The organism is Mesorhizobium sp. M0296, assembly GCF_040321675.1.
Lineage (GTDB): Bacteria > Pseudomonadota > Alphaproteobacteria > Rhizobiales > Rhizobiaceae > Mesorhizobium.
Genome location: NZ_JAMYRZ010000012.1, coordinates 139,521 through 159,339, shown reverse-complemented (window position 1 = coordinate 159,339; position 19,819 = coordinate 139,521). Strand labels below are relative to the sequence as shown.

Annotated in this window: 23 protein-coding genes; 13 read left to right on the top strand and 10 right to left on the bottom strand. The window is 63.3% G+C overall.

Going from position 1 to position 19,819, the window contains the following annotated elements; translation table 11 throughout:
• Window positions 1–80: 80 nt before the first annotated feature.
• Window positions 81–392: a hypothetical protein gene (locus tag NKI97_RS14615; RefSeq protein WP_352834839.1), complete on the bottom strand. Its 312-nt coding sequence runs from the start codon at window positions 390–392 to the stop codon at window positions 81–83.
• 309 nt (window positions 393–701) lie between these two features.
• On the opposite strand from NKI97_RS14615, the gene NKI97_RS14610 reads away from it, so the two are divergent.
• Window positions 702–866 carry a DUF3309 family protein gene (locus NKI97_RS14610; RefSeq protein WP_023677107.1) on the top strand — a complete coding sequence of 55 codons (165 nt, stop codon included), beginning with the start codon at window positions 702–704 and terminating at the stop codon, window positions 864–866.
• 260 nt (window positions 867–1,126) lie between these two features.
• Here the strand turns inward: NKI97_RS14610 and NKI97_RS14605 are convergent, their stop codons facing one another.
• Window positions 1,127–1,324 (bottom strand): hypothetical protein, encoded by a 198-nt coding sequence (locus NKI97_RS14605; protein WP_292655400.1) that lies wholly within the window; start codon window positions 1,322–1,324, stop codon window positions 1,127–1,129.
• Between the two features lie 558 nt (window positions 1,325–1,882).
• Between NKI97_RS14605 and NKI97_RS14600 the strand changes: the two genes are divergently transcribed.
• On the top strand, window positions 1,883–2,557 hold the full coding sequence (locus NKI97_RS14600; RefSeq protein ID WP_502894902.1) for a Crp/Fnr family transcriptional regulator: 675 nt from the start codon (window positions 1,883–1,885) through the stop codon (window positions 2,555–2,557).
• 171 nt (window positions 2,558–2,728) lie between these two features.
• Window positions 2,729–3,256, top strand: a complete 528-nt coding sequence (locus NKI97_RS14595; RefSeq protein WP_023677104.1) for a YciE/YciF ferroxidase family protein — start codon at window positions 2,729–2,731, stop codon at window positions 3,254–3,256.
• 136 nt (window positions 3,257–3,392) lie between these two features.
• On the opposite strand, the gene NKI97_RS14590 is transcribed toward NKI97_RS14595, so the two are convergent.
• Together NKI97_RS14590 and NKI97_RS14585 are read right to left on the bottom strand one after the other, a co-directional pair.
• Window positions 3,393–4,391 carry an ATP-dependent DNA ligase gene (locus tag NKI97_RS14590; protein WP_352834836.1) on the bottom strand — a complete coding sequence of 333 codons (999 nt, stop codon included), beginning with the start codon at window positions 4,389–4,391 and terminating at the stop codon, window positions 3,393–3,395.
• A gap of 30 nt (window positions 4,392–4,421) precedes the next feature.
• A complete protein-coding gene (locus tag NKI97_RS14585) occupies window positions 4,422–4,589 on the bottom strand; it encodes a hypothetical protein (RefSeq protein WP_023677102.1) in 168 nt (55 codons plus the stop codon).
• 226 nt (window positions 4,590–4,815) lie between these two features.
• Here NKI97_RS14585 and NKI97_RS14580 point away from each other — a divergent pair, with 226 nt between their 5' ends.
• Window positions 4,816–5,520: an MgtC/SapB family protein gene (locus NKI97_RS14580; protein ID WP_031194456.1), complete on the top strand. Its 705-nt coding sequence runs from the start codon at window positions 4,816–4,818 to the stop codon at window positions 5,518–5,520.
• 103 nt (window positions 5,521–5,623) lie between these two features.
• Complete coding sequence (locus NKI97_RS14575; RefSeq protein ID WP_352834834.1) at window positions 5,624–6,886, top strand: DUF763 domain-containing protein; 1,263 nt, start codon at window positions 5,624–5,626, stop codon at window positions 6,884–6,886.
• A 10-nt stretch (window positions 6,887–6,896) separates the two neighbouring features.
• Here the strand turns inward: NKI97_RS14575 and NKI97_RS14570 are convergent, their stop codons facing one another.
• From NKI97_RS14570 to NKI97_RS14545, 6 genes are all read right to left on the bottom strand, one after another.
• A complete protein-coding gene (locus NKI97_RS14570; RefSeq protein WP_023677099.1) occupies window positions 6,897–7,340 on the bottom strand; it encodes a PPC domain-containing DNA-binding protein in 444 nt (147 codons plus the stop codon).
• Between the two features lie 24 nt (window positions 7,341–7,364).
• On the bottom strand, window positions 7,365–7,517 hold the full coding sequence (locus tag NKI97_RS14565; protein WP_352457805.1) for a peptide ABC transporter permease: 153 nt from the start codon (window positions 7,515–7,517) through the stop codon (window positions 7,365–7,367).
• Window positions 7,518–7,717: 200 nt separating this feature from the next.
• Window positions 7,718–9,433: an HAD family hydrolase gene (locus tag NKI97_RS14560; protein ID WP_352834831.1), complete on the bottom strand. Its 1,716-nt coding sequence runs from the start codon at window positions 9,431–9,433 to the stop codon at window positions 7,718–7,720.
• 4 nt (window positions 9,434–9,437) lie between these two features.
• The gene (locus tag NKI97_RS14555) at window positions 9,438–10,409 is read right to left on the bottom strand and encodes an SDR family oxidoreductase (RefSeq protein ID WP_352834828.1); all 972 of its coding nucleotides are present in this window, start codon (window positions 10,407–10,409) and stop codon (window positions 9,438–9,440) included.
• Between the two features lie 62 nt (window positions 10,410–10,471).
• A complete protein-coding gene (locus NKI97_RS14550) occupies window positions 10,472–11,569 on the bottom strand; it encodes an FAD-dependent oxidoreductase (protein WP_352834825.1) in 1,098 nt (365 codons plus the stop codon).
• Between the two features lie 9 nt (window positions 11,570–11,578).
• On the bottom strand, window positions 11,579–11,842 hold the full coding sequence (locus NKI97_RS14545) for a hypothetical protein (RefSeq protein WP_352834822.1): 264 nt from the start codon (window positions 11,840–11,842) through the stop codon (window positions 11,579–11,581).
• A 261-nt stretch (window positions 11,843–12,103) separates the two neighbouring features.
• On the opposite strand from NKI97_RS14545, the gene NKI97_RS14540 reads away from it, so the two are divergent.
• Genes NKI97_RS14540 through NKI97_RS14505 form a run of 8 tightly spaced genes read left to right on the top strand, consistent with a single transcriptional unit; the run spans window position 12,104 to window position 19,740 of the window.
• A complete protein-coding gene (locus tag NKI97_RS14540) occupies window positions 12,104–12,760 on the top strand; it encodes a cytochrome c3 family protein (RefSeq protein WP_502907103.1) in 657 nt (218 codons plus the stop codon).
• A complete protein-coding gene (locus NKI97_RS14535; RefSeq protein ID WP_352834816.1) occupies window positions 12,744–15,731 on the top strand; it encodes a TAT-variant-translocated molybdopterin oxidoreductase in 2,988 nt (995 codons plus the stop codon). Before NKI97_RS14540 ends, NKI97_RS14535 begins: the two co-directional genes overlap by 17 nt.
• Window positions 15,724–17,091, top strand: a complete 1,368-nt coding sequence (gene nrfD, locus NKI97_RS14530; protein WP_352449572.1) for an NrfD/PsrC family molybdoenzyme membrane anchor subunit — start codon at window positions 15,724–15,726, stop codon at window positions 17,089–17,091. The genes NKI97_RS14535 and nrfD overlap by 8 nt, the downstream gene beginning before the upstream one ends.
• Window positions 17,088–17,615, top strand: a complete 528-nt coding sequence (locus NKI97_RS14525; RefSeq protein ID WP_352449571.1) for a DUF3341 domain-containing protein — start codon at window positions 17,088–17,090, stop codon at window positions 17,613–17,615. The genes nrfD and NKI97_RS14525 overlap by 4 nt, the downstream gene beginning before the upstream one ends.
• Window positions 17,616–17,617: 2 nt before the next feature.
• Complete coding sequence (locus tag NKI97_RS14520; protein ID WP_352449633.1) at window positions 17,618–18,151, top strand: c-type cytochrome; 534 nt, start codon at window positions 17,618–17,620, stop codon at window positions 18,149–18,151.
• Complete coding sequence (locus NKI97_RS14515) at window positions 18,148–18,930, top strand: hypothetical protein (protein WP_352834813.1); 783 nt, start codon at window positions 18,148–18,150, stop codon at window positions 18,928–18,930. The genes NKI97_RS14520 and NKI97_RS14515 overlap by 4 nt, the downstream gene beginning before the upstream one ends.
• Complete coding sequence (locus NKI97_RS14510) at window positions 18,873–19,295, top strand: hypothetical protein (RefSeq protein WP_352834810.1); 423 nt, start codon at window positions 18,873–18,875, stop codon at window positions 19,293–19,295. Before NKI97_RS14515 ends, NKI97_RS14510 begins: the two co-directional genes overlap by 58 nt.
• A complete protein-coding gene (locus NKI97_RS14505) occupies window positions 19,288–19,740 on the top strand; it encodes a hypothetical protein (RefSeq protein ID WP_352449569.1) in 453 nt (150 codons plus the stop codon). Before NKI97_RS14510 ends, NKI97_RS14505 begins: the two co-directional genes overlap by 8 nt.
• Window positions 19,741–19,819: the final 79 nt, after the last annotated feature.

Sequence of the window (19,819 nt, the reverse complement as noted above, 5' to 3'; positions counted from 1 at the left end):
CTTTGTGTACTCCCCCCCCCCCCCGGCCGGGCGCGCTAGCGCCCCCCCCCCCCCCGGCTCAGGCTGTGATGACCGGGCGCTTACTTGCCGCAGTGGTTGTCGTTCACCGTCGGCGCCATCGTGCCCGGAGCCTTGCCGGTCGCATCAGGCAGAGCCCCCTGCGGGCCCGGCGGGCAATTCCGGTCGGCATTCGAATTCGTCGTTGAGAAATCGCGAATGCTATTGGTGATGGTCGAATCCGTGCCGGTGTCAGGGCCGCCATTATCCGGGACTACGACCGTCCGCCCGCTACCGTCGGCAACGGCTCCGGACGGGTCGCCGACGTTCTGGGCCATCGCTGACGTGGCCAGACCGATCGTAAGCGCCGAAGCTGCGAGAATTTTCGTGAGCATGATGCTTCTCCTTTTTACGAGGGTCGTCGCGTTGCGACTACGAAAACAACCGTTCGGGCGGGCGAAGGTTCCGACAAATTCCCCATGAAATTCAGCATGTTCTCAGGTGTTCAAGGTGGCCGCCATGCCATTCTCCGCGGGCACGCATCTGTGGACTTTTCTAACGGCACAGCCCGGCATTTTGCTCGCCGCATGAGCGTACGCCTTACCGCCCCGCCGGAACAGGAATGCTCCTTGCGAGTTCATACCTTTGTACAATGCGACGCGCTGATGCGAATGGCGGCAGCGCAAACAAGGAGAGCAGACATCATGGGCCTTGGAACCATTCTCATCATTATCTTGGTCCTTGCCTTGCTTGGCGGCTTCAGCGGCTTGGGCGGCGGACCGTTCTATGGCACCGGCTATTACGGTGGTGGCGGCCTCGGCCTCGTGCTGCTTATCGTCATTATCCTGGTCCTGCTTGGGCGCATTTAATGCATGTCGCGCAAAAGTGTGCAGCGGTTTTGTGATAGCGACATGCATAAAACAGGTACCTAAAGCGCATCGCATGAGGCCAGTCAAACGCGACGCGCCTTAGTGTCACGCTCGCGACAAAAACGCCTGCCGCTTGGCAACAAGCGCCGGGCGTTTTGGAGACAAGATTTCCAAGATCCTTGGCCAACCAGGATCCCTGGCTAAAAAGAGCGACCCGGTGCCGAACCTTTCGGCACCGAGGACACCACCATAGCAGCAGCTTAGTGTTGGCGATCGGCGGCCAGCGCTTCTTTCAGATCGGCGCTGAGCACGCCTTCGTTGAACAGCGACATGATACGGGCGGCCAACCGCTCGCGGACAGGACTGTCGTCCGCAACACCCAACTCGCGGCAGCAGTCGTCGAGCGCTTTTTTCAGCACGCTCAGTTCGGCTGGAGTTGCTGCACCTTGCATCGACATGCCATCCTCCCTTGAAAAAGGGCGAAAGCGCGAAGCGTCTTTCAAGCGTCCACTCGCCATGTCTGTGTGGACGACTCCAATTCAATTAGCGCCGCTCTCGTCCAAACTCAATGTACGGAAATTACCAAACAGACAGTTTGGGAACGACTGCCTTGCACCTGCATTGTTGCTGCGATCCAACCCACCCCTCATTTGGATCATTGGGCGTAGCCCACGACGCCCGAATGGAGCCCGTTGCATCCCTCGCGACGGGCTCTTTCGCGTCCGGTGACCTCAATTGTCGTTTTCGTACCAAACCGTCTTTGGTACGTTTCCAACTCTAACTTTCAGTCGGATGTTTTCGTAGGCAAGCGGCAGGAGAAAGTGCCGTGCATCGATTCATTTTTTTATTTAATAGGCTCCATACCTTTCAGTGCTTATATGAGCATTATCGTCCGCAGGTTATACCGGGCGCGGACGGCTGGGAGATAAAAAAGCTCTTGCCCTGTTTTGGGGCCAGCTATGTCTGATCCAGCAATTTCCAATAGAAATCTATACAGAAACAAGCTGTTGCGCCGGATGAGCGCCGGCGATTTCGCATCTCTCGAGCCGCACATCGAGCGCTGTTCGCTGGAGTTACGGCAATCGCTCGAAGTGTCCGGATCGCCGATCGAGGCCATTTATTTCCTCGAGGACGGCATCGGTTCGGTGGTTGCGAAAATGCCGAACGGCAGCGATGCGGAAGTTGGCCTTGTCGGCTTGGAAGGTATGACCGGCTCGGCCCTGATAATGGGCGACGACCGTACGGTCCATGATTGCTATGTGCAGCTGGCGGGAGAAGCCGCCAGGATCGACGCCGAGCCGTTCAAGGCGGCGCTGACGCAAAGCCCGACGCTGCGGCTGTTCTTGCTGCGCTACGTGCAATATCTGCATGTCCAGACTGGCTATACCGCGCTGGTCAACGCGCGATCGAAACTTGAAGACCGGTTGGCGCGCTGGCTGCTCATGTGTGACGATCGGGTGGACGGCGGCCGGCTGACGATCACTCACGAATTCCTGTCGATCATGCTTGGCGTAAGACGTCCGGGTGTCACGGTCGCGCTGCAGCTGCTCGAGGGGCGAGGGCTCATCCGGTCCCGCCGCGGCGAAATTATCATTCGCGATCGCGATGGTCTCGTCGCACTGGCGGATGGCGGCTACGGCCTGGCCGAGGCCGAATATACCCGCCTGGTCGAGCATATCGGCGAGCGCTGACGCGGCGCTTTCCTGGCCGATTGCTGCCGCAGGTCGAGGCCCCTTGCGACACTACACGGCGGGTCGGAAAAATTTTCAAAGCTCCCGGACCGTCAGGGAACTTGTTTCCCGTCGGAGGGTTATGGGACGCCTCTACTTTGCGAGGCGGCACCAACCATTCGGGAGAGGATCATGGCGACCACGAAAAAGGCCGCGAAGGCGGCAAGCAAGGGCCTTGAGGATCTGTTCCTCGACGGGCTCAAAGACCTCTACTACGCCGAGAAGAAGATACTGAAAGCGCTGCCTAAAATGGCCAAGGGCGCGGAGTCGGAAGAAGTGACCGCCGCCTTCGAGAAACACCGCATGGAAACCGAAGGACATGTCGACCGCCTGGAAGAGGTGTTCGAGAAATTCGGCAAGCCGGCCCGCGGCAAGACCTGTCCGGCGATTGACGGCATCATCGAAGAGGGCTCGGAAGTGCTCGAGGAGTATAACGGTGCTCCCGCGCTCGACGCCGGGCTTGTCGGCGCGGCGCAGGCCGTCGAACATTACGAGATCGCTCGCTACGGCACTTTGATCGCGTGGGCGGAAGAACTCGGCAAGAGCGACGTTGTCGAGCTGCTCAGGGCAACTCTCAAGGAAGAGGTCGCGACCGACGAAGCGCTTTCCAAGCTCGGCGAAAGCGGTGTCAACGAACGCGCAATGCAAGAAGCCGCTTGATTTCAAAACCGCAACCGAGCCTCGGAAATGGTTGCCAAGGCTCGGTTGGCCGCGGTGAACCGGTGAATTCTGCATTGGTCTGTCATGAACGGCAGGACGGGGCAGCAAGAGCTTGAATCGGTGCCTCGGGACGGACTTACTCGATCTGCTCGAACGTGCATTGCCGGGGCTGCTTGTCCGGCCGCCAGCGCAATAGCTTGGTTCCATGCCGGAACCGGTCGCCTGTCACATGGTCGAAACGAACCTCGACCACCAGTTCAGGCTTTATCGGCTCCCATTGTCCGCTGCGCTCCGTGCTCCAGCGGCTTGGCCCGCCCGGCGCCTTGCCGGTGAAACCCGGTTTGGCCCGCAGTTTTTCCAGCTGTCTGGTTAGCGCCGCCCTGTCGTCCTTGCCGATGGTCGAGGTGAATCCGACATGGTCCAGCCTGCCTTCGTTGTTGTAGAGGCCAAGCAGCAGGGATCCGACTTCGTTGCTGCCGGCGAGATAGCGAAAGCCGCCGACCACACAATCCGCAGTTCGCAGCCGCTTGACCTTGACCATGGCGCGCTCGCCGGGCCGGTATGGCCCGGCGATCAGTTTTGCAACGACACCGTCGGTCGAGCCATGGCCGGCGCCTTGCAGCCAGCGCTCGGCGGCAGCGGCGTCGTGCGTATATTTGGACAGGTGCAGTTCGGGCCGTGCCGCCGACGCGACAAAGGCCTCAATCGCCTGCCTCCTGGTGGTGAGAGGCTCTTCGATGATGATCCCGCCGCCGGGTTCGGCCAGCATGTCGAACAGGACCAGCATGGCAGGCGTCTCGAGGCTCAACTTGCGGATCCTGCTTTCGGCGGGATGAAGACGCATTTGCAGGGCCTCGAACGAGGACGATCCGTCGACCTCGATGACGATTTCGCCGTCGGCAACAAACCGCCGCGACCTCACATCGCGCAGCACCGCGACCAGTTCGGGAAAATAGCGGCCAAGCGGCTTGCCCGATTTTGCACGCAGATCGACGGCATCGTCGCCCTTGAACACGAGGCAGCGAAACCCGTCCCATTTCGGTTCGTACTGCCAAAGCCGGTCGCCGCCAGGAATTGCGTCGGCGGCTTTGGCTTCCATCGGACGAAGGTCGAGCGGCAACGGAAATGCGGTCATGGCTGGTCCGCGCCGCCGCTGAGGCATTCGCTACCGCCGTCGGCCATTCCCCTGCGCCCCGCTTTCCCGCCTCGGCACCTTGCGGCCGGTTTGGTCGGGTGAAGGCGACCGCGGATCGACCTCGTCGGACCCACCGATCTCCTTGGTGATGCGATAGGCCAGATAAGCGACGGCTCCGGCAAGCAGCAAGCGGACCATGACTGCAAATCCTTCGTTGGCGTGAACCCACCAACCCGCAGGCCGAAGGTTTTGTTCCGCCGCTGCCTATCGCCGGGGTGAATCGTCGGCGGCGCAACCAAAATCCAAGCGCATCGTTTGTTGCTTATCGACGAAAAGAATTTGCGATGAAGACGCTCTTGCCCTTGTTCGCTTTGACCCTGGCGCGATTCCTGGCCAGCAGCGCTTGGCCTGACGGGTGACCGCGATGCTCCTCGTTGTTCCGGTCTGGCAGGACATCGCGGCACGACTGCTTCTGACCGCGCTCGCCGGCCTGTTGATAGGCCTCAACCGCGAGGCGCGCGGGCACGCGGCGGGGCTACGCACCACCGTGCTGGTCGGATTGGCCGCCGCCATCACAATGATCCAGGCCAGTATTCTGCTCGAGACCGTTGGCAAGCACCCGGATTCGTTTGCATCGATGGACGTCTTGCGCTTTCCGCTGGGCGTGTTGACCGGCGTCGGCTTTATCGGCGGTGGCGCCATTCTTCGCCGCGGCAATCTTGTCAGCGGCGTCACCACGGCGGCCACGTTGTGGGTGATGACGGCGATCGGATTGGCTTTCGGTGGTGGCCAATACGGCTTGGGCGCGGCCGGCACGGCGCTGACGCTGGCCACCTTGCTGGTCCTGAAATGGGTGGACCTTCGAATGTCGCGCGAACACCATGCCCAGTTGGCGCTGACGTGGAAGGCCGCGGCTCGACAGGAGCTCGATGCGCTCATCGGGCCGCTTGGCTACCAGGCACGCCTCGTCGCAATAGAGAGGCGCCCAGATCTCAAGGACCCTGTGTTCTCGTTCGAGATCAGTTGGAGGCGGCCCGACACGGGCGCACCGCCGATGGATCTGCTGGCATCGGTGGGCGAGCATTGCGAGATCCAGAAGTTTGATCTCCTCAGCGAACCTGCCCGCTAGCTGGCGGCTTGCAACGATCGCGGCCTGAATCAGGCCATAGCTTCTCCACACCCCTTTCGATACCTATCTGTCGAGGCAGGACTCAAGGAGCAAGCAAAAGACCGTGGCACAGCGATCGGGAAGTGCTGATCTTCCACTTCACGGCGGACGCGTGCCGAAATGGCTCGGCGACCGCATGACGCGGCTTGGCGCGGTCATGTGCGAGGCGATCATCCACCATTACGGCCGCGATGAGTTGCTGCGCCGGCTGGCGCATCCGTTCTGGTTCCAGTCCTTTGGCGCCGTGATGGGGATGGACTGGCACTCTTCCGGCATCACCACCAGCGTCGTCGGAGCGTTGAAGCGCGGTCTGTCGTCGCTTTCCGGCGAACTCGGCATCCACGTTTGCGGCGGCCGCGGCGCGCATTCGCGCAAGACCCCGCACGAGCTTGCCCTGATCGGCGAGCGTGTCGGCCTCGACGGGCAAGGCCTCGCGACTGCCAGCCGGCTTGTCGCCAAGGTGGACAGCGCCGCGGTCCAGGACGGTTTCGATCTCTATCTGCACGGCTTTATCGTCACCGACGACGGCAAGTGGGTGGTGGTGCAGCAGGGCATGAACGGCGACAGCAAGGTGGCGCGCCGCTATCACTGGCTGTCCGAAGGCCTGAAGAGCTTTGTCGACCAGCCGCATGCTGCCATCGAGGGCGCCAACCAGGGCGAGATCGTCAACCTGACCGACCGCCGCGCTGAAGCGTCGCGCCAGGGACAACTGGACCTTCTGCACGACCTTGGACCGGATCGCATCGTGAGGGAGCTTGCCGCTTTGGAGCGGGGTTCGGCGCCAGCGCCGGAGCCGGCACAAAAGCTGCTGCCGCATCTGGTGATGCCGGCGCACCACGATGTGCGCGAAAGCGATGTCGTCATGCGCCGCCTGCACGGCAACATCGCGGCGGCGGCCGAGCGCGGCCCGACAGATTTCGCCGGGCTTCTCCTGGTGCCCAATGTCGGCGCGCGCACGGTGCGGGCGCTGGCGCTGGTCGCCGAAGTCGTGCATGGCGCGCCGTGCCGTTTTTCCGATCCAGGCCGTTTCTCGCTGGCGCATGGCGGTAAGGACAGGCACCCGTTCCCCGTGCCGCTGAAGGTCTATGACGAGACCATCGGCGTACTGAAGTCGGCTGTCCAGAAGGCCAGGCTCGGCCGTGACGAAGAGATCGGCGCCTTGCGGCGGCTGGACGACCAGTCGAGGCAGGTCGAGCGCTATGTCACCGGCCCAAGCCTGAAGGAAATCGTCGCCGGGGAGTTCGAGCAATCGCATCTGCTCGGCGGCCGCAGCGTCTTCGGTTGGGAGGTCGTACCCGAAACGGCCGCAGTCAAATCAACGAAGTGATCGGCTCGGATCAAGCCTCCAAGTCGATCAGGGCGACGCCGAGTTCGGGACGGTGCCTGCGGCGCAGATGGCCAGGCGTCTCCACCAATGTGACCTCGAGCGTCGGCCGCACGATGCCGTCCAGCAGATGACCGCCCCTCGTGGTGCCGTCACTCAATCCAAGGACTGCGTGGACGTGCAAGCTGGGCCTGCCGTCGTCGCCGATGGCAACATCGCCGATCGCACTCAGCACCTCACATTGTTCCCGGACGGGGATTTTCCGGTAGGTTCTTTCTCCAGGGTCGAACCAGCCGACGGTTGCGCTTTCGAAAGCGCCGAGCGCGGTCAGCGACGCGCCGCCGACGCCACGGTCGACCGCAAATGACGTCAGCTGCGCAAACGCCTCTTCGCCGGGATCAAGCACAACGACGAACGTTCTCTGTCCGGCGCTTTCGGCAACAAGCTGTGATTTCATGATTTCGCTCCAGCCGTCAGGAATTCAAATCCACCACACCAGCAATGCCAGCAAGACGAGACCCACTAGGCCGGCGATGAAAATGATCCGGCGCGCCCGCGTCCGCAGGATGATCTCGCCCTGCCGCGCCTGTTCCGCTGAAAAGACAGGACCATCCTTGTCCCGGTCGTTGCTCATCCATCGTCTCCTTTCGGGCAATTATTCAGCATTGAATAGATCTGGCGCCCGATAGAACACAATCTCGTTTGGCGGATGAGGTTCCACGATGGACCATCGACGGTTGGAACCGACTGGGACTCGGCCGTCTGCCGAGGCGGGACGGAGATCGACCACGAGGCGAACCCAGCCGGCTTGGACCGGCTGGGCGCCGTTTGCATCTATTCCTTCGGCGCGGTCGCGGGCGCGGTATAGCGGCGGCGCACCGCGTCCAGGACGTGGCTGCGGCTCTCCTGCGCCGAAAGTGTGCCGTCTTTCTCCGCTTCGGCGGTTTCGCGCGCCAGTTCCTTGTCCCTGATCTGGTGGCGAAACCATTCGGAATAGTCGCCGGCGCGCAAATGATGTTCCCAGGTCCTGTCGTCGATGCCCTCGGCGATCTGGGCGAAAATCATCAGATTATGGGCGCGGAGGTTCATCGCATTGTCGGGACCGCGGAAATAGAAGCTGCCCTTCTCGTCCAGCTGGCCCTCGGCATATTTGCGGCTGTGGCGCTTGAGCGACTGTCGCGGTTCGATCGGCTCGACCATGGCAGGTTTCTTGCGCGCCTGCGGCCGCCAGAACAGCACGCGCTCATCTTTTGGAGAGTTCAGGTTCTTGTCCTTTGGCGGTTCGGTGCCGGTCTCGTGACAGAACGTCTTGATGACCTTTCTCGCCTTGGGGCCGAGTGCGATGACGGCGGTGACCAGCCGCAATGCCTCGGTTGAGATCGCGTCCGGATGAACCGTGATCAGGATCGTGCCCGGCAATTCCATGGCCAGCACCATTGGCGTGTCGTCGCGCCGCTTCGGCAAGAGGTGATGCGCCTCGTCGATGATCAGCCAGTGTGGTCGTGCCGTGCGGAAGCGAACACCGCCAAGGCCCGGCAGCAGGTCGGCAAAGAAGTCCGGCCGCTCCTTAACGCGCAGCGCCAGGCCATTGACGACCAGATTGTTGTCCGGCTTCTCCAGGAGATCGAGCAACTGCGTCTTCGTCGGCGCGTTCGAGCCGTCGCCCAGCCGGACGGCGCCTTCGAGGCCGTCATAGTCGCCTTCCGGATCGAAGATGCAGAACTGGAACTTTCTCTCGACGAAGCGCTCCGTCAGTGCGGTCGCCAGGGTCGATTTGCCGATGCCGGAGCTGCCGGCGATCAGCACCGTATCGGTTGGCGACAGATACACCTCCTTGCCATCCTCCGAGCCAAGCAGAATGCCGTCGCGGTTCGGCACAAGCTCGCGATCGCGCTCGACCACCTTGGCGATCAGTTCCTCGACGCCTTTTCCGCGCGCGCCGCGTGTCACGAGATCCGCCGTATCCTTGACTGCCGGCAGTGCGTTGTCGACGGCCACGCTGAAGCCGCAGGCGCGCAGGAAGGCGTGGTCGTTTTCGGCGTCGCCGACACCGACGACGTTGTGCGGCGACAATCTGAGGTCCTGAAGCGCAGCTGTCAGCCCGGTCGCCTTGTTGATGCCGCTGGGCAGGATCATCACCGCGCCCTTGTTGAAGATGATTTCCAGCTCCAGCCCCAATTTCTTGATGACCTCGAGCGCGGTAGCCTGATGCGGTTCCCAGGTTGCGACGATCGAGCGTCCGACCGAAAGCGGTTTGACACCGCGTTTCCTGAGTTTGGCGATGAACTCGGGGGCGGGCGGCGGAGATATCGTCCGCTCCTCCTCGCTGGCCGGCGTGTAGATCAGCGCCCCGTTTTCCGCGACCACCTTGTCGAAGATCGCGACTTCGGGAAAGACGCGTTTCAGGTCGGGCAGCTCGCGCCCGGTGACGAGAATGAGTTTGCGCCCGCTCTTCTTGAAGCGTTCAAGCGCCGCAAGCGTCTTCTCGGTAACGACCCCTTCATGCGCCAGCGTGCCGTCATAGTCAGTGGCCAGGGCAATGAAATACATGCCGTCAGTAGCCGCCCACGATCGGCAATATCTCGCCGGTGATGTAGCTCGAGCAGTGCGGCGAGGCGAGGAACACGTAGGCCGGCGCGATCTCCTCCGGCTGGGCCGGCCGTTTCATCGGCGTGTCAGCGCCAAATTTCGAAACATCGCCGGCTTCCTTGTCCGAGGGGTTGAGCGGCGTCCAAACCGGGCCTGGCGCCACGGCGTTGACCCTTATGCCCTTCTCGACAAGGTTGCCCGAGAGCGCGCGGGTGAAGGCATGAATGCCGCCCTTGGTCATGGAGTAATCGACCAGTTGCTTCGAGCCCTCGATGCCGGTCACTGAACCGGTATTGATGATCGCCGAACCGGGTTTCATGTGCGGCACGGCCTCCTGCGCCATGTGGAAATAGCCGTAGAGGTTGGTCTTCAGCGTCGTGTCGAAATGCTCCTCGGTCAGCTCGCTGAAATCGCTGGAGTGGATCTGGAAAGCGGCGTTGTTGACCAGCACGTCGATCCGCCCAAACTCCTGCACGATCTCAGCCACCGCGTTGTGGCAGTGGTTGCGTTCGCTGACGTCGGCCTTGATCAGGATGCAGCGCCGGCCTTCCGCTTCGACGGCCCTTTTGGTATCTTTGGCGTCCCTATCCTCCGAGAGATAGACGATCGCCACATCGGCGCCTTCACGCGCATAGAGCACGGCCACCGCACGGCCGATGCCTGAATCGCCGCCGGTAATGACGGCCACTTTGCCGTCGAGCTTTTTCGATCCGATATAGTACGGCGCATCGTAAAGCGGCGCCGGCTCGATCGCCCATTCATGCCCCGGCTTCGGCTGGTGCTGCTCGGGGAAAGGCGGCTCGGGATATTTGCGGGCGCCGGCCTGCATGGCACCTTTTTGCTTGCCATTGGATTTGGACTTGTCCTTCTCGTCGATACGGCGCTGGATATGCCGCTGCTTGGCGGCCTCGCCGGCGATTTCCGATTTCATCTGCATGGTCGTCTCCCTGGCTTGAAACCCAACAACGCATGTCCGGCGAAAAGGTTTATGCGACCACGTCATTCCTTGAGCCCGGCGACACGCTCCAGCAGCGGCCGTTGCAGCAGCGGCAGATGGCCGACGACGCTAAAGGCCGCGTTCCTGACGCCTTGCATGATGCCGTTGTCCGATTGGGCCAGCGACAGGATGCGCTCGCTGAGCGTGATCCATCGTTGCCCTACCGGGTGGCGTTCGCTTGTGTAGCCGGCAAGCGTGCCTTCGACGAAACGCCTGGCGAATGACGCGGCGTCCTCGATGCCGAGATTCATACCGCGCGCGCCCAGCGGCGAATGCACATGCGCGGCATCGCCTCCCAGGAAGGCGCATGCGGTTTGATAACGCGGTGCCTGTCGCACCGGAATATGGAAGCGGTCGGTCCGCAACAACCGCGTGATCCGGTAATTGCCGGGGATGCGGGCCAGCGCATCCTCGGTGTTGGAGACCGCGCGATAGCGCTTCTCGCCGATCGGGATGACGAAACCGACGTCGCCGTCCTTGTGGAGAAACGCGTGGGCGGCCATCGGCTCATAGGGCCAATCGTCGATGTCGGCGTCGGCAATGCTCCATTGCCGCCGATGCGTGTAGCCATCGAGGCCGATGCCCATGGCATCACGCACCGTGCTTTGCGCACCGTCGGCTCCGAAGACAAGATCGAAACTTGCCTCGTCACGGCCGTCTGGCGCCTCGATCCGCACCTCGGCCCGGCCTTTGTGCTCGGCCATGCCGACAAATGTGCTTCGCCATTCGACGTCGATGCCAAATCCCTTGAGCGTATCGGTCATCAGCGATTCGGTGTCGCGCTGCGGCAGCGACAGCAGGAAATTATGGCGGTGCGGCAGGATCGAGAAATCGATCTCGCCGAGCGCTCGTCCTTCGAAGTAGAAACGGGCTCGGCGAATTTTCAATCCTTCGGCGAGCAATCGGGCAGCGACTTTGGACGATTCAAGGATGTCGAGGCTGTGCGAACTGATGCCGACCGCCTTGGCGAGCGGCGTCGGGCCTTCCTTGCGGTCGATGATGCGAGGTGCAATGCCGCGCCTTGCCAGTTCGACTGCCGCCGTCAGCCCGGTCGGGCCGGCACCGACGATCAGGATGGAAGCATCCCGCGAAGCCGTCATCGTCGGGCGTCAGCTTTTTGGCAGTGCGTAGGCAATGATGTCGTCGCCGATCCTGGTCTCCGTGAAATGGTGGCCGCCGGGTGCAAGGGTCGCCAGCCAGGTCAGGACATAAAGCCATACACCGGCGGCATTGCCGGCAAGCAGCAGGCTGCCGGCGGCCAGCAGGGCGATCCCGGCGGGCAGATAGTACCAGGATCCGCCCAGCGCGATCAGCCAGGCACCGCCCCCTCCGATCAGCAGGCCGAGGATCGTCAGCAGCGCGCCGACGAACATCGTCCACCAGAAGGCAACGCCGGACCGGCGGCGAATGGGATGGGGTGGGGGATGGTCATGATGCTTATCCGGGTGAAACAGAACGTGACCTCATCCGAACGTATGGAGGGTTCGATGGTTTCCGGTCAGCCCGACCTGATGGGCCAGGGCGGGGTAACCATTCTGTGATCTCCGCTGCTCCAGCCGGAACTTACCCACGCAGCCGCAGTTAGGCACTTTGGGGGGTGAATATGGTTTGCTGGATGCGAAATCGGCGAGGGGATGCCGCAGGTCTTTTCAAGGAGTGCCAACGGCATTTCACGCTTCGCTCTGTGGGGCGCGTGTTTCATGGCGATCTTTGCGGCTCTCGGCGGTACCGCCGTCTTGCGTTCGGACTTCGTCACCGGCGTTGGCCGGCCGTTGGCGCAACCAGTGCCGTTCAGCCACAGGCACCATGTCGGCGAGCTCGGCCTCGATTGCCGTTATTGCCATAGCGGCGTCGAGACTGCGTCATCGGCGGGTCTGCCGGCGACCGAGCTGTGCATGAGCTGCCATTCGCAGCTGTTCACCAACGCGGACATGCTGGCGCCGATACGGGCAAGCCTTGCTTCCGGGCAGCCATTGCAGTGGCAGCGGGTGAACAGTGTCCCCGACTTCGTCTATTTCAATCATTCGATCCATATCGCTAAAGGCGTCGCCTGCGAGACGTGCCATGGCGAGGTCGACGACATGCCGCTGATGCGGCGGGCGCACGCACTATCGATGGAATGGTGCCTGGCATGCCATCGCGATCCCGAGCCTAATTTGCGTCCGCCGCAGGACGTGTTCCTGATGCACTGGAAGCCACCGGCCGGCATCGCCGAAATCCGCCGGTCACTCATCAGCCTTCTTGATATCCACCCCGAGACCATGACCGACTGTTATGTCTGCCACCGCTGACAAACCGATCGCGGCTCCAGATATGGCCGGCCTGCGCGAACGGCTTTCGCCCGGCCCGGAGCTGTGGCGAAGCCTCGACGAGCTCGCCGATACGCCGGAATTCCGCCGCTTTGTCGATGCCGAATTTCCCTCGATCGCCGAGCGCATCCCGCGGCTCGACCGGCGCACGCTGCTGAAGCTGATGGGGGCATCGCTGACGCTGGCCGGGCTTGCCGCGTGCAGCCGGGCCGAAGACATCCTGCCTTATATCCGCCAGCCGGAAAACATCGTTCCCGGCAAGCCGCTTTATTACGCGACCACGCTTTCGAGCGATGGCTACGGTATCGGTGCGGTGGTCGAAAGCCATGAGGGCCGGCCGACCAAGGTGGAAGGCAATCCCGACCATCCGGCCTCGCGCGGTGCGACGGACGCCATCATGCAGGCGGCGGTGCTGTCGCTTTTCGACCCCGATCGCTCGCGCATGCCGCTGAAACACGGCGAACCGGCGGCCTATGGCGACTTCCTTGCCGACATGGCCGAGCTCACCTCGCGGCTGGCCGGCTCAGGCGGTGCCGGCGCGGCGCTGCTGATCGAGGCGACGACCTCGCCCACCATGAAGGCGCAGCTCGAGGCGCTGCGCGCGCGCTACCCCAGGCTGAGGCTGTTCCAGCACGATCCCCTGGCAACGCCGTCCGGCGCCGAAGCCACGCAGACCCTTTTCGGCAGGGCGCTTGCACCGGTCTACCGGTTCGATCGCGCCGACGCGATTGTCAGTCTCGACGCGGATTTCCTGGGCGAGGGCCCCGGCCGTCTCGCTTACGCCCGTGACTTTGCCGCGCGGCGTCGCGTGCGCCGGGCGGACGATACGATGAGCCGGGTCTATGCGGTGGAATCGACGCCGACGATCACCGGCGCTGCCGCCGATCACCGCAGGCCGGTGCGGCCGAGCGAGGTCGAAGCCGTCGCCGCGGCGCTGAGCGCGGTGCTTGGCGGCGAAGCGGCGCCAAGCGCCTTGGCACTGGACCCGGCCTGGTTGGCTGCCGCTGCGGACGACCTGAAGGCGGCCGGCCGCGCGGCGCTGATCGTGCCGGGCGCCCATCAAACACCGTTCGTCCATGCCGCGGCTCTTGCCATGAATGCGCGGCTTGGTGCGCTTGGCAACACCGTGGAACTGATCGAGCCGCCTGACGCGATGCCCATCGAGGGCGACCTCGCTGCACTTTGCCAGGCGATCGCCGCGCGAGATATCGACACCGTTGTCATACTCGGCGCCAATCCTCTCCACACCGCACCTGCGGGGCTCGATGTCCGCGACGTGTTTTCGCAGCTGAAGCTTCTTGTCCACTGGGGTCTCTACCGCGACGAAACCGCCTTCGTCGCACACTGGCATGTCCCTGCTGCGCATGATCTCGAGAGTTGGAGTGACCTGCGCGCCCATGACGGAACCGCGTCGATCGTGCAGCCGCTGATCAGGCCGCTTTACCAGGGGCGGGCGGTGCATGAAATCCTGGCCGGGCTTGGCGGTGAATTAGCTGTTTCTGCGCTGCCGCTCGTCCGCCGGACCTGGGCACAAACGACTTGGGCGCAAGCACTGGACGATCCCGCGTGGCGAAAGGCGCTTCGCGACGGCTTTGTATCCGGCAGTGCCAGCACTCCAGTCGATGTTGCGATGCCGGCGGATTTGCGCGGCCTGAACCGGCGCGTCGAAGTGGCCAAAGGCGTCGAAATCCGTTTCGTCGCCGATCCCTGGCTGCGCGACGGACGCAATGCCAACTCGTCCTGGCTGCAGGAATTGCCGCGGCCACTGAGCAAGATCGTCTGGGGCAATGCAGCGCTGGTGTCGCCAGCGACGGCGGGGCGGCTTCAGGTGGAAAACGCCCGGGTCGTCAATATCGCCTCGAACGGCACGGACATCGATGCGCCGGTCTGGATCATGCCTGGCCATCCCGACGAGACCGTGACACTTGCTCTGGGCTTCGGCCGGAAGCTCGGTTCGGTAGCAGCACTCGCCGACGGCCACGACGCGTACAGGCTGCGAAGCCTCGAGGCTCCCTGGATCGTCTATGGCGCCACGGTCGCGCCGCGGGACGGCAGTGCGCGGGTCATCACCACGCAACACCATCAGGCGATGGAGGGCAGGGCGATCGTTCGCCATGCCTCGCTCGAGGCCTTCCGCAAAAATCCACATTTCGTGCGCGACGGCGCCCCGCCCGCGCCAACCGGATTGCTCTATCCCGACTGGCAATACAGCCAGGAAGCCTGGGGCATGTCGATCGACCAGTCGGCATGCATCGGCTGCATGGCTTGCGTTTCTGCCTGCCAGGCGGAAAACAACATCGCCACCGTCGGGCCGGACGAGTCGGCACTCGGCCATGAGATGCATTGGCTGCGGATCGACCGCTACTACTCCGGCCCGCTCGGCGATCCCGACGTCTTTTTCCAGCCGGTGCCTTGCATGCATTGCGAGAAGGCGCCGTGCGAGGTCGTCTGTCCGGTCAACGCCACCACCCACACCCATGACGGGCTGAACGCGCAGGTCTACAACCGCTGCATCGGCACGCGCTACTGCTCGCAGAACTGCCCCTACAAGGTGCGGCGCTTCAACTTCCTGGACTTCCAGGAATTCGACAAGGATGCGGCCGGACCGGAACAGGCCGCGCACAATCCAGACGTCAGCGTCCGTTCGCGCGGTGTGATGGAAAAATGCACCTACTGCGTCCAGCGCATTTCCGAAAAACGCATCAAGGCGCAGATCGAAAACCGCCACATCGCCGACGGCGAAGTGGTGACCGCCTGTCAGCAGGCCTGCCCGACACAGGCGATCGTTTTCGGGGACCTCAACAGCAAGGGCGCCGCTGTCGTGCGGGAAAAAGCAGCGCCGCAACACTACGCCTTGCTCGAGGACCTCAACACGCGACCCCGCACCACCTATCTCGGCAAGATCAGGAATATCAACGGCCGTCTCTCGCCAGGCGGGAAAGCCGATGGCTGAGGCTATTGGTGGAAAACCGGGCGCACTGCCCGTTCTGCGCGGCCGGCACGACCTTCCGGAGATCAGCGGCCGTATCAGTGCGATCGTCCTCGACGGCAGGCTGCCGCGTTATTTCTGGGCAGCCTTTTTCGCCTGCTTCGTCCTCGTCCTCATCTTCCTCTATTCGATCACCTACCTGATCTCGGTCGGCGTTGGCGCGTACGGCATCAACGTCCCGGTGGTCTGGGGCACGATGATTGGCAATTTCGTCTGGTGGATTGGCATCGGCCATGCCGGCACGCTGATCTCGGCGGTGCTTCTGCTTCTGCGCCAACCATGGCGCGCCTCGATCAACCGCTTTGCCGAGGCGATGACGCTGTTTGCCGTGGCGATGGCGGGGCTTTTCCCGATCCTGCATCTCGGCCGCCCGTGGTTCTTCTACTGGCTGCTGCCGCTACCCAACACGCATATGCATTGGCCGCAATGGCGCAGCCCACTGGTCTGGGATTTCGCGGCGATCGCCACCTATGCCAGCGTTTCGCTGATGTTCTGGTATATGGGCCTGCTGCCCGATCTCGCCGTCCTGCGCGACCGGGCGAAATCGCGCCCGGCGCAGCTGTTCTACGGGATACTGGCGCTCGGCTGGCGCGGTTCGGCCTTTCATTGGGCGCGCTACCAGACGGTCTATTTCCTAATGGCGGCACTGGCCACGCCGCTGGTCGTCTCGGTGCATTCGATCGTCGCGCTCGACTTCACCTTCGCCATCACGCCGGGCTTCCATTCGACTATCTTTCCTCCCTATTTCGTTGCCGGCGCGCTGCTGTCCGGCTTCGCCATGGTGCTTACCATCGCCATCCCGCTGCGCTGGGCGTTTTCGGTCCAGGATCTGATCACGCTGCGGCACATGGACAATGCCGCCAAGCTGATGATCGCCGCCGGCATGATCGTCATCTACGGCTATGCCTCCGAGGCTTTCTTCGCCTGGTATTCGGGCGAAACCTATGAGCGCACGATGATGTGGCAGCGCGCCTTCGGACCTTATGTCCCGCTGTTCTGGACCATGCTCGCCTGCAACGGCGCTGTTTTGCAATTGCTCTGGTTCCGGCGGGTGCGCCTCAACATGGCGGTGCTGTTCGCCATTGCCCTGATCATCAATGTCGGCATGTGGATCGAGCGCTACGTCATCGTCGTCACCGGGCCAAGCCGCGATTACCTGCCGTCGTCCTGGGGCGAACAATCACTGAGATGGCTCGACTTCGGCATCCTGTTCGGCTCGATCGGCACCTTCTTCGCATTGGTCTTCCTGTTCATCCGCGTCCTGCCGGCCATCACCATTTTCGAGGTCGAGGAGCTGGCCGGGGAGAGGGGCGGCGCAAGATGAGCCTTTACGGCGTCATTGCGGCTTTCGCCGATCCCGAAGCGCTGACCGAGGCGGTCCGCACCATGCGGGCGCGCGGCTACCGGCGCATGGACGCGTTCTCGCCGTTCCATGTGCATGGGCTGGCCGACATGCTCGGCATGCGCAAGACGCGCTTGCCATGGGCCATCCTTGGCGGCGCCATCGCCGGCGCTGTGTTTGTCTATGGCCTGATCCTCTATTCGGTCGAGATCGATTTTCCGCTCAATGTCGGCGGCCGGCCGCTGCATTCCTGGCCGGCCTTTCTCGTCATCGCCTTCGAGGCCGCGATACTTGGCGCTGCGCTGGCCGCATTCTTCGGCATGCTGGCCGCCAATCGCCTGCCCGAATATTATCACCCGGTCTTCAACGCCACGAGCTTCACCTATGCGCGCGGCGGCAAGTTCTATCTGCTCGTCGAGGCCGCCGATCCGAAGTTCCGCAAGGGCGTGACCAAGGGCCAGCTGACACGGCTCGGCGCCGAAACCGTCGAGGAGGTGGAGGCGTGAACATGCGCACGATCCTGCTGTCGGCAGCCTTGCTGGTCGCCGGCTGCCGGCAGGACATGGAGGACCAGCCGCGCTACGATCCGCTCGAAAGCAGCAACCAGTTCGCCGACGGCATGTCGGCGCGGGCGCCGGTCGAGGACACGGTCGCACGCGATGCCGATCTTTCGCCGGTACCCGACACGTTTCCCTATCCGGTCACGATGACGCTGCTGCGGCGAGGCCAGCAGCGCTTCGACATCTTCTGTTCGCCTTGCCACGGCCGCGCCGGCGACGGCCACGGCATGATCGTCGAGCGGGGCTTTCCGGCGCCGCCGACCTATCACAAGGACGCGTTGCGCAAGGCGAGCGACAGGCATTTCTACGACGTCATCAGCAACGGCTATGGCGCCATGTATTCCTACGCGGCGCGTGTCCCGCCTGCCGACCGCTGGGCGATCGTCGCCTACATCCGCGCCCTGCAATATTCGCGCGATGCACCAATTGCCGAGCTGCCGGAAAGCCTCCGCGCCGAGCTCAATGCGGAGCCGGATCGATGATGCGGGCGATGATGCGGCTTGCCGCCGAACGTTTGATTTTGCCGGCGCTTGCCGTGGCCGCCGTAGGACTTGTGCTTTGCGCCACGGGATTGGCCTTCGACTTCAGAGCCATGTTGGCCGGCTGGCTGCCTGCGGCGCTCTTCCTGCTCGGCCTACCGCTCGGCGCGCTGACCATCCTGATGGTGCATGGGCTGACCGGCGGCCGCTGGGGCGAGGCAATCCGCCAGCCGCTGCGCGCGCTCGTCGCGACGCTGCCGCTGGCGCTGCTTCTGCTGCTGCCGGTTCTGGTCTGGCTTGACCTGGTCTTTCCTTGGGCGAGTGCCGACGCGGCTGCATTGCCTGAGACGGTGCGCCAGAAATTCTTCTATCTGAACGTTCCGTTCTTTTTGCTGCGCTTTGCCGCCTGCGGCGCGATCTGGCTGGTGTTGGCGTGGCGTGTGCTCGACTGGACAACGGCCGATGGCGGCCACGGCAGCGCCGGCCGCGGCAAGGCCTATGCCGCTGGATTGATTGCGCATGGGCTGGCGGTCACGATCTTTGCCATCGATTGGATGCTCTCGCTCGAGCCGGAGTTCTCCTCGACCATCTATGCGCTGCTGGAAGCGTCCGCCGAAGTCGTTGGCGCTTACGCCCTGGCGATGACGGTACTGTGCGTGAACCGCTCGATCGAGGTCATGCCGGGCGGCGAGGAGGATGTCGCGCTCGGCAGGATTTGGCCAACATGCTGTTCGGCTTCGTGTTGCTCTGGACTTACCTGTCGTTCATGCAATGGCTGGTGACCTGGGGCGGCGACCTGCCGAACGAGATCCGTTGGTACCTCATCCGCAGCAGCAATGGCTGGCAGTATCTGCTCTGGCTGCTGATTGCGCTGCAATTCGCGGTCCCCTTTGCCGGGCTGCTCAGCCGGGATCTGAAGCGCAGCCATGCCGGCCTGCTGTCGATCTGCGGCATCGTGCTGGCTGGCCACTACGTCGATGTCCTTTGGCGGATCAGACCGCCGTTGGCGGACGGTAATGTGATCGCATTCTGGTACGATCTTGCCGCGCTGGCAGGAGCTGGCGGCCTCTGGCTTGCGCTGCTGCTTTTCGTGCTTGGCCGGCCGGACCGGATCGCCCTCTGGTGCCGGAGGCCAGTCCATGGCTAGGGCAGCCCGCCATCCCGAAACGCGCGACGTCTGGCCGGGCGCGCTGCTTGCCTTCGCGGCCGGCCTGCTGCTGCTCCTGGCCGCAACAATCATCGTCCCCGGGTTCATCTTCGACACCAGGCCGTTCTGGCCGCTGCCGGGACCGTCATCGGTCGGCAACCGGGGCAGTCCAGCCTTGCAGCGCTTTCCGGAAGACGACCTTGTCGCTTTCCGCAAGGCGGAGGAGCAGGAACTGAACAAGGTCGGCTGGGTCGACCGCGCGGCTGGCATCGCCCGCATTCCGATCGAAGACGCCATGTGGGCGATCGTCAGCCATGGTTTGCCGAACTGGGGGCAGCCGGCGCCGACCGCCGGCGCCGACTGCCGATTGGTCGAGGCCGAGATACCACGCGCGCCAAAGGCCGCCCGCTGCCGGACCGCGCCAGGCCAGGGAGGCCGGCCGTGAAGGCCTGGCTAACCGCTTTTTCCCTTCTCGCGGCACTGCCGGCCATTGCCTTCGCACGCCCGGCCTTCGATCCCGAGAT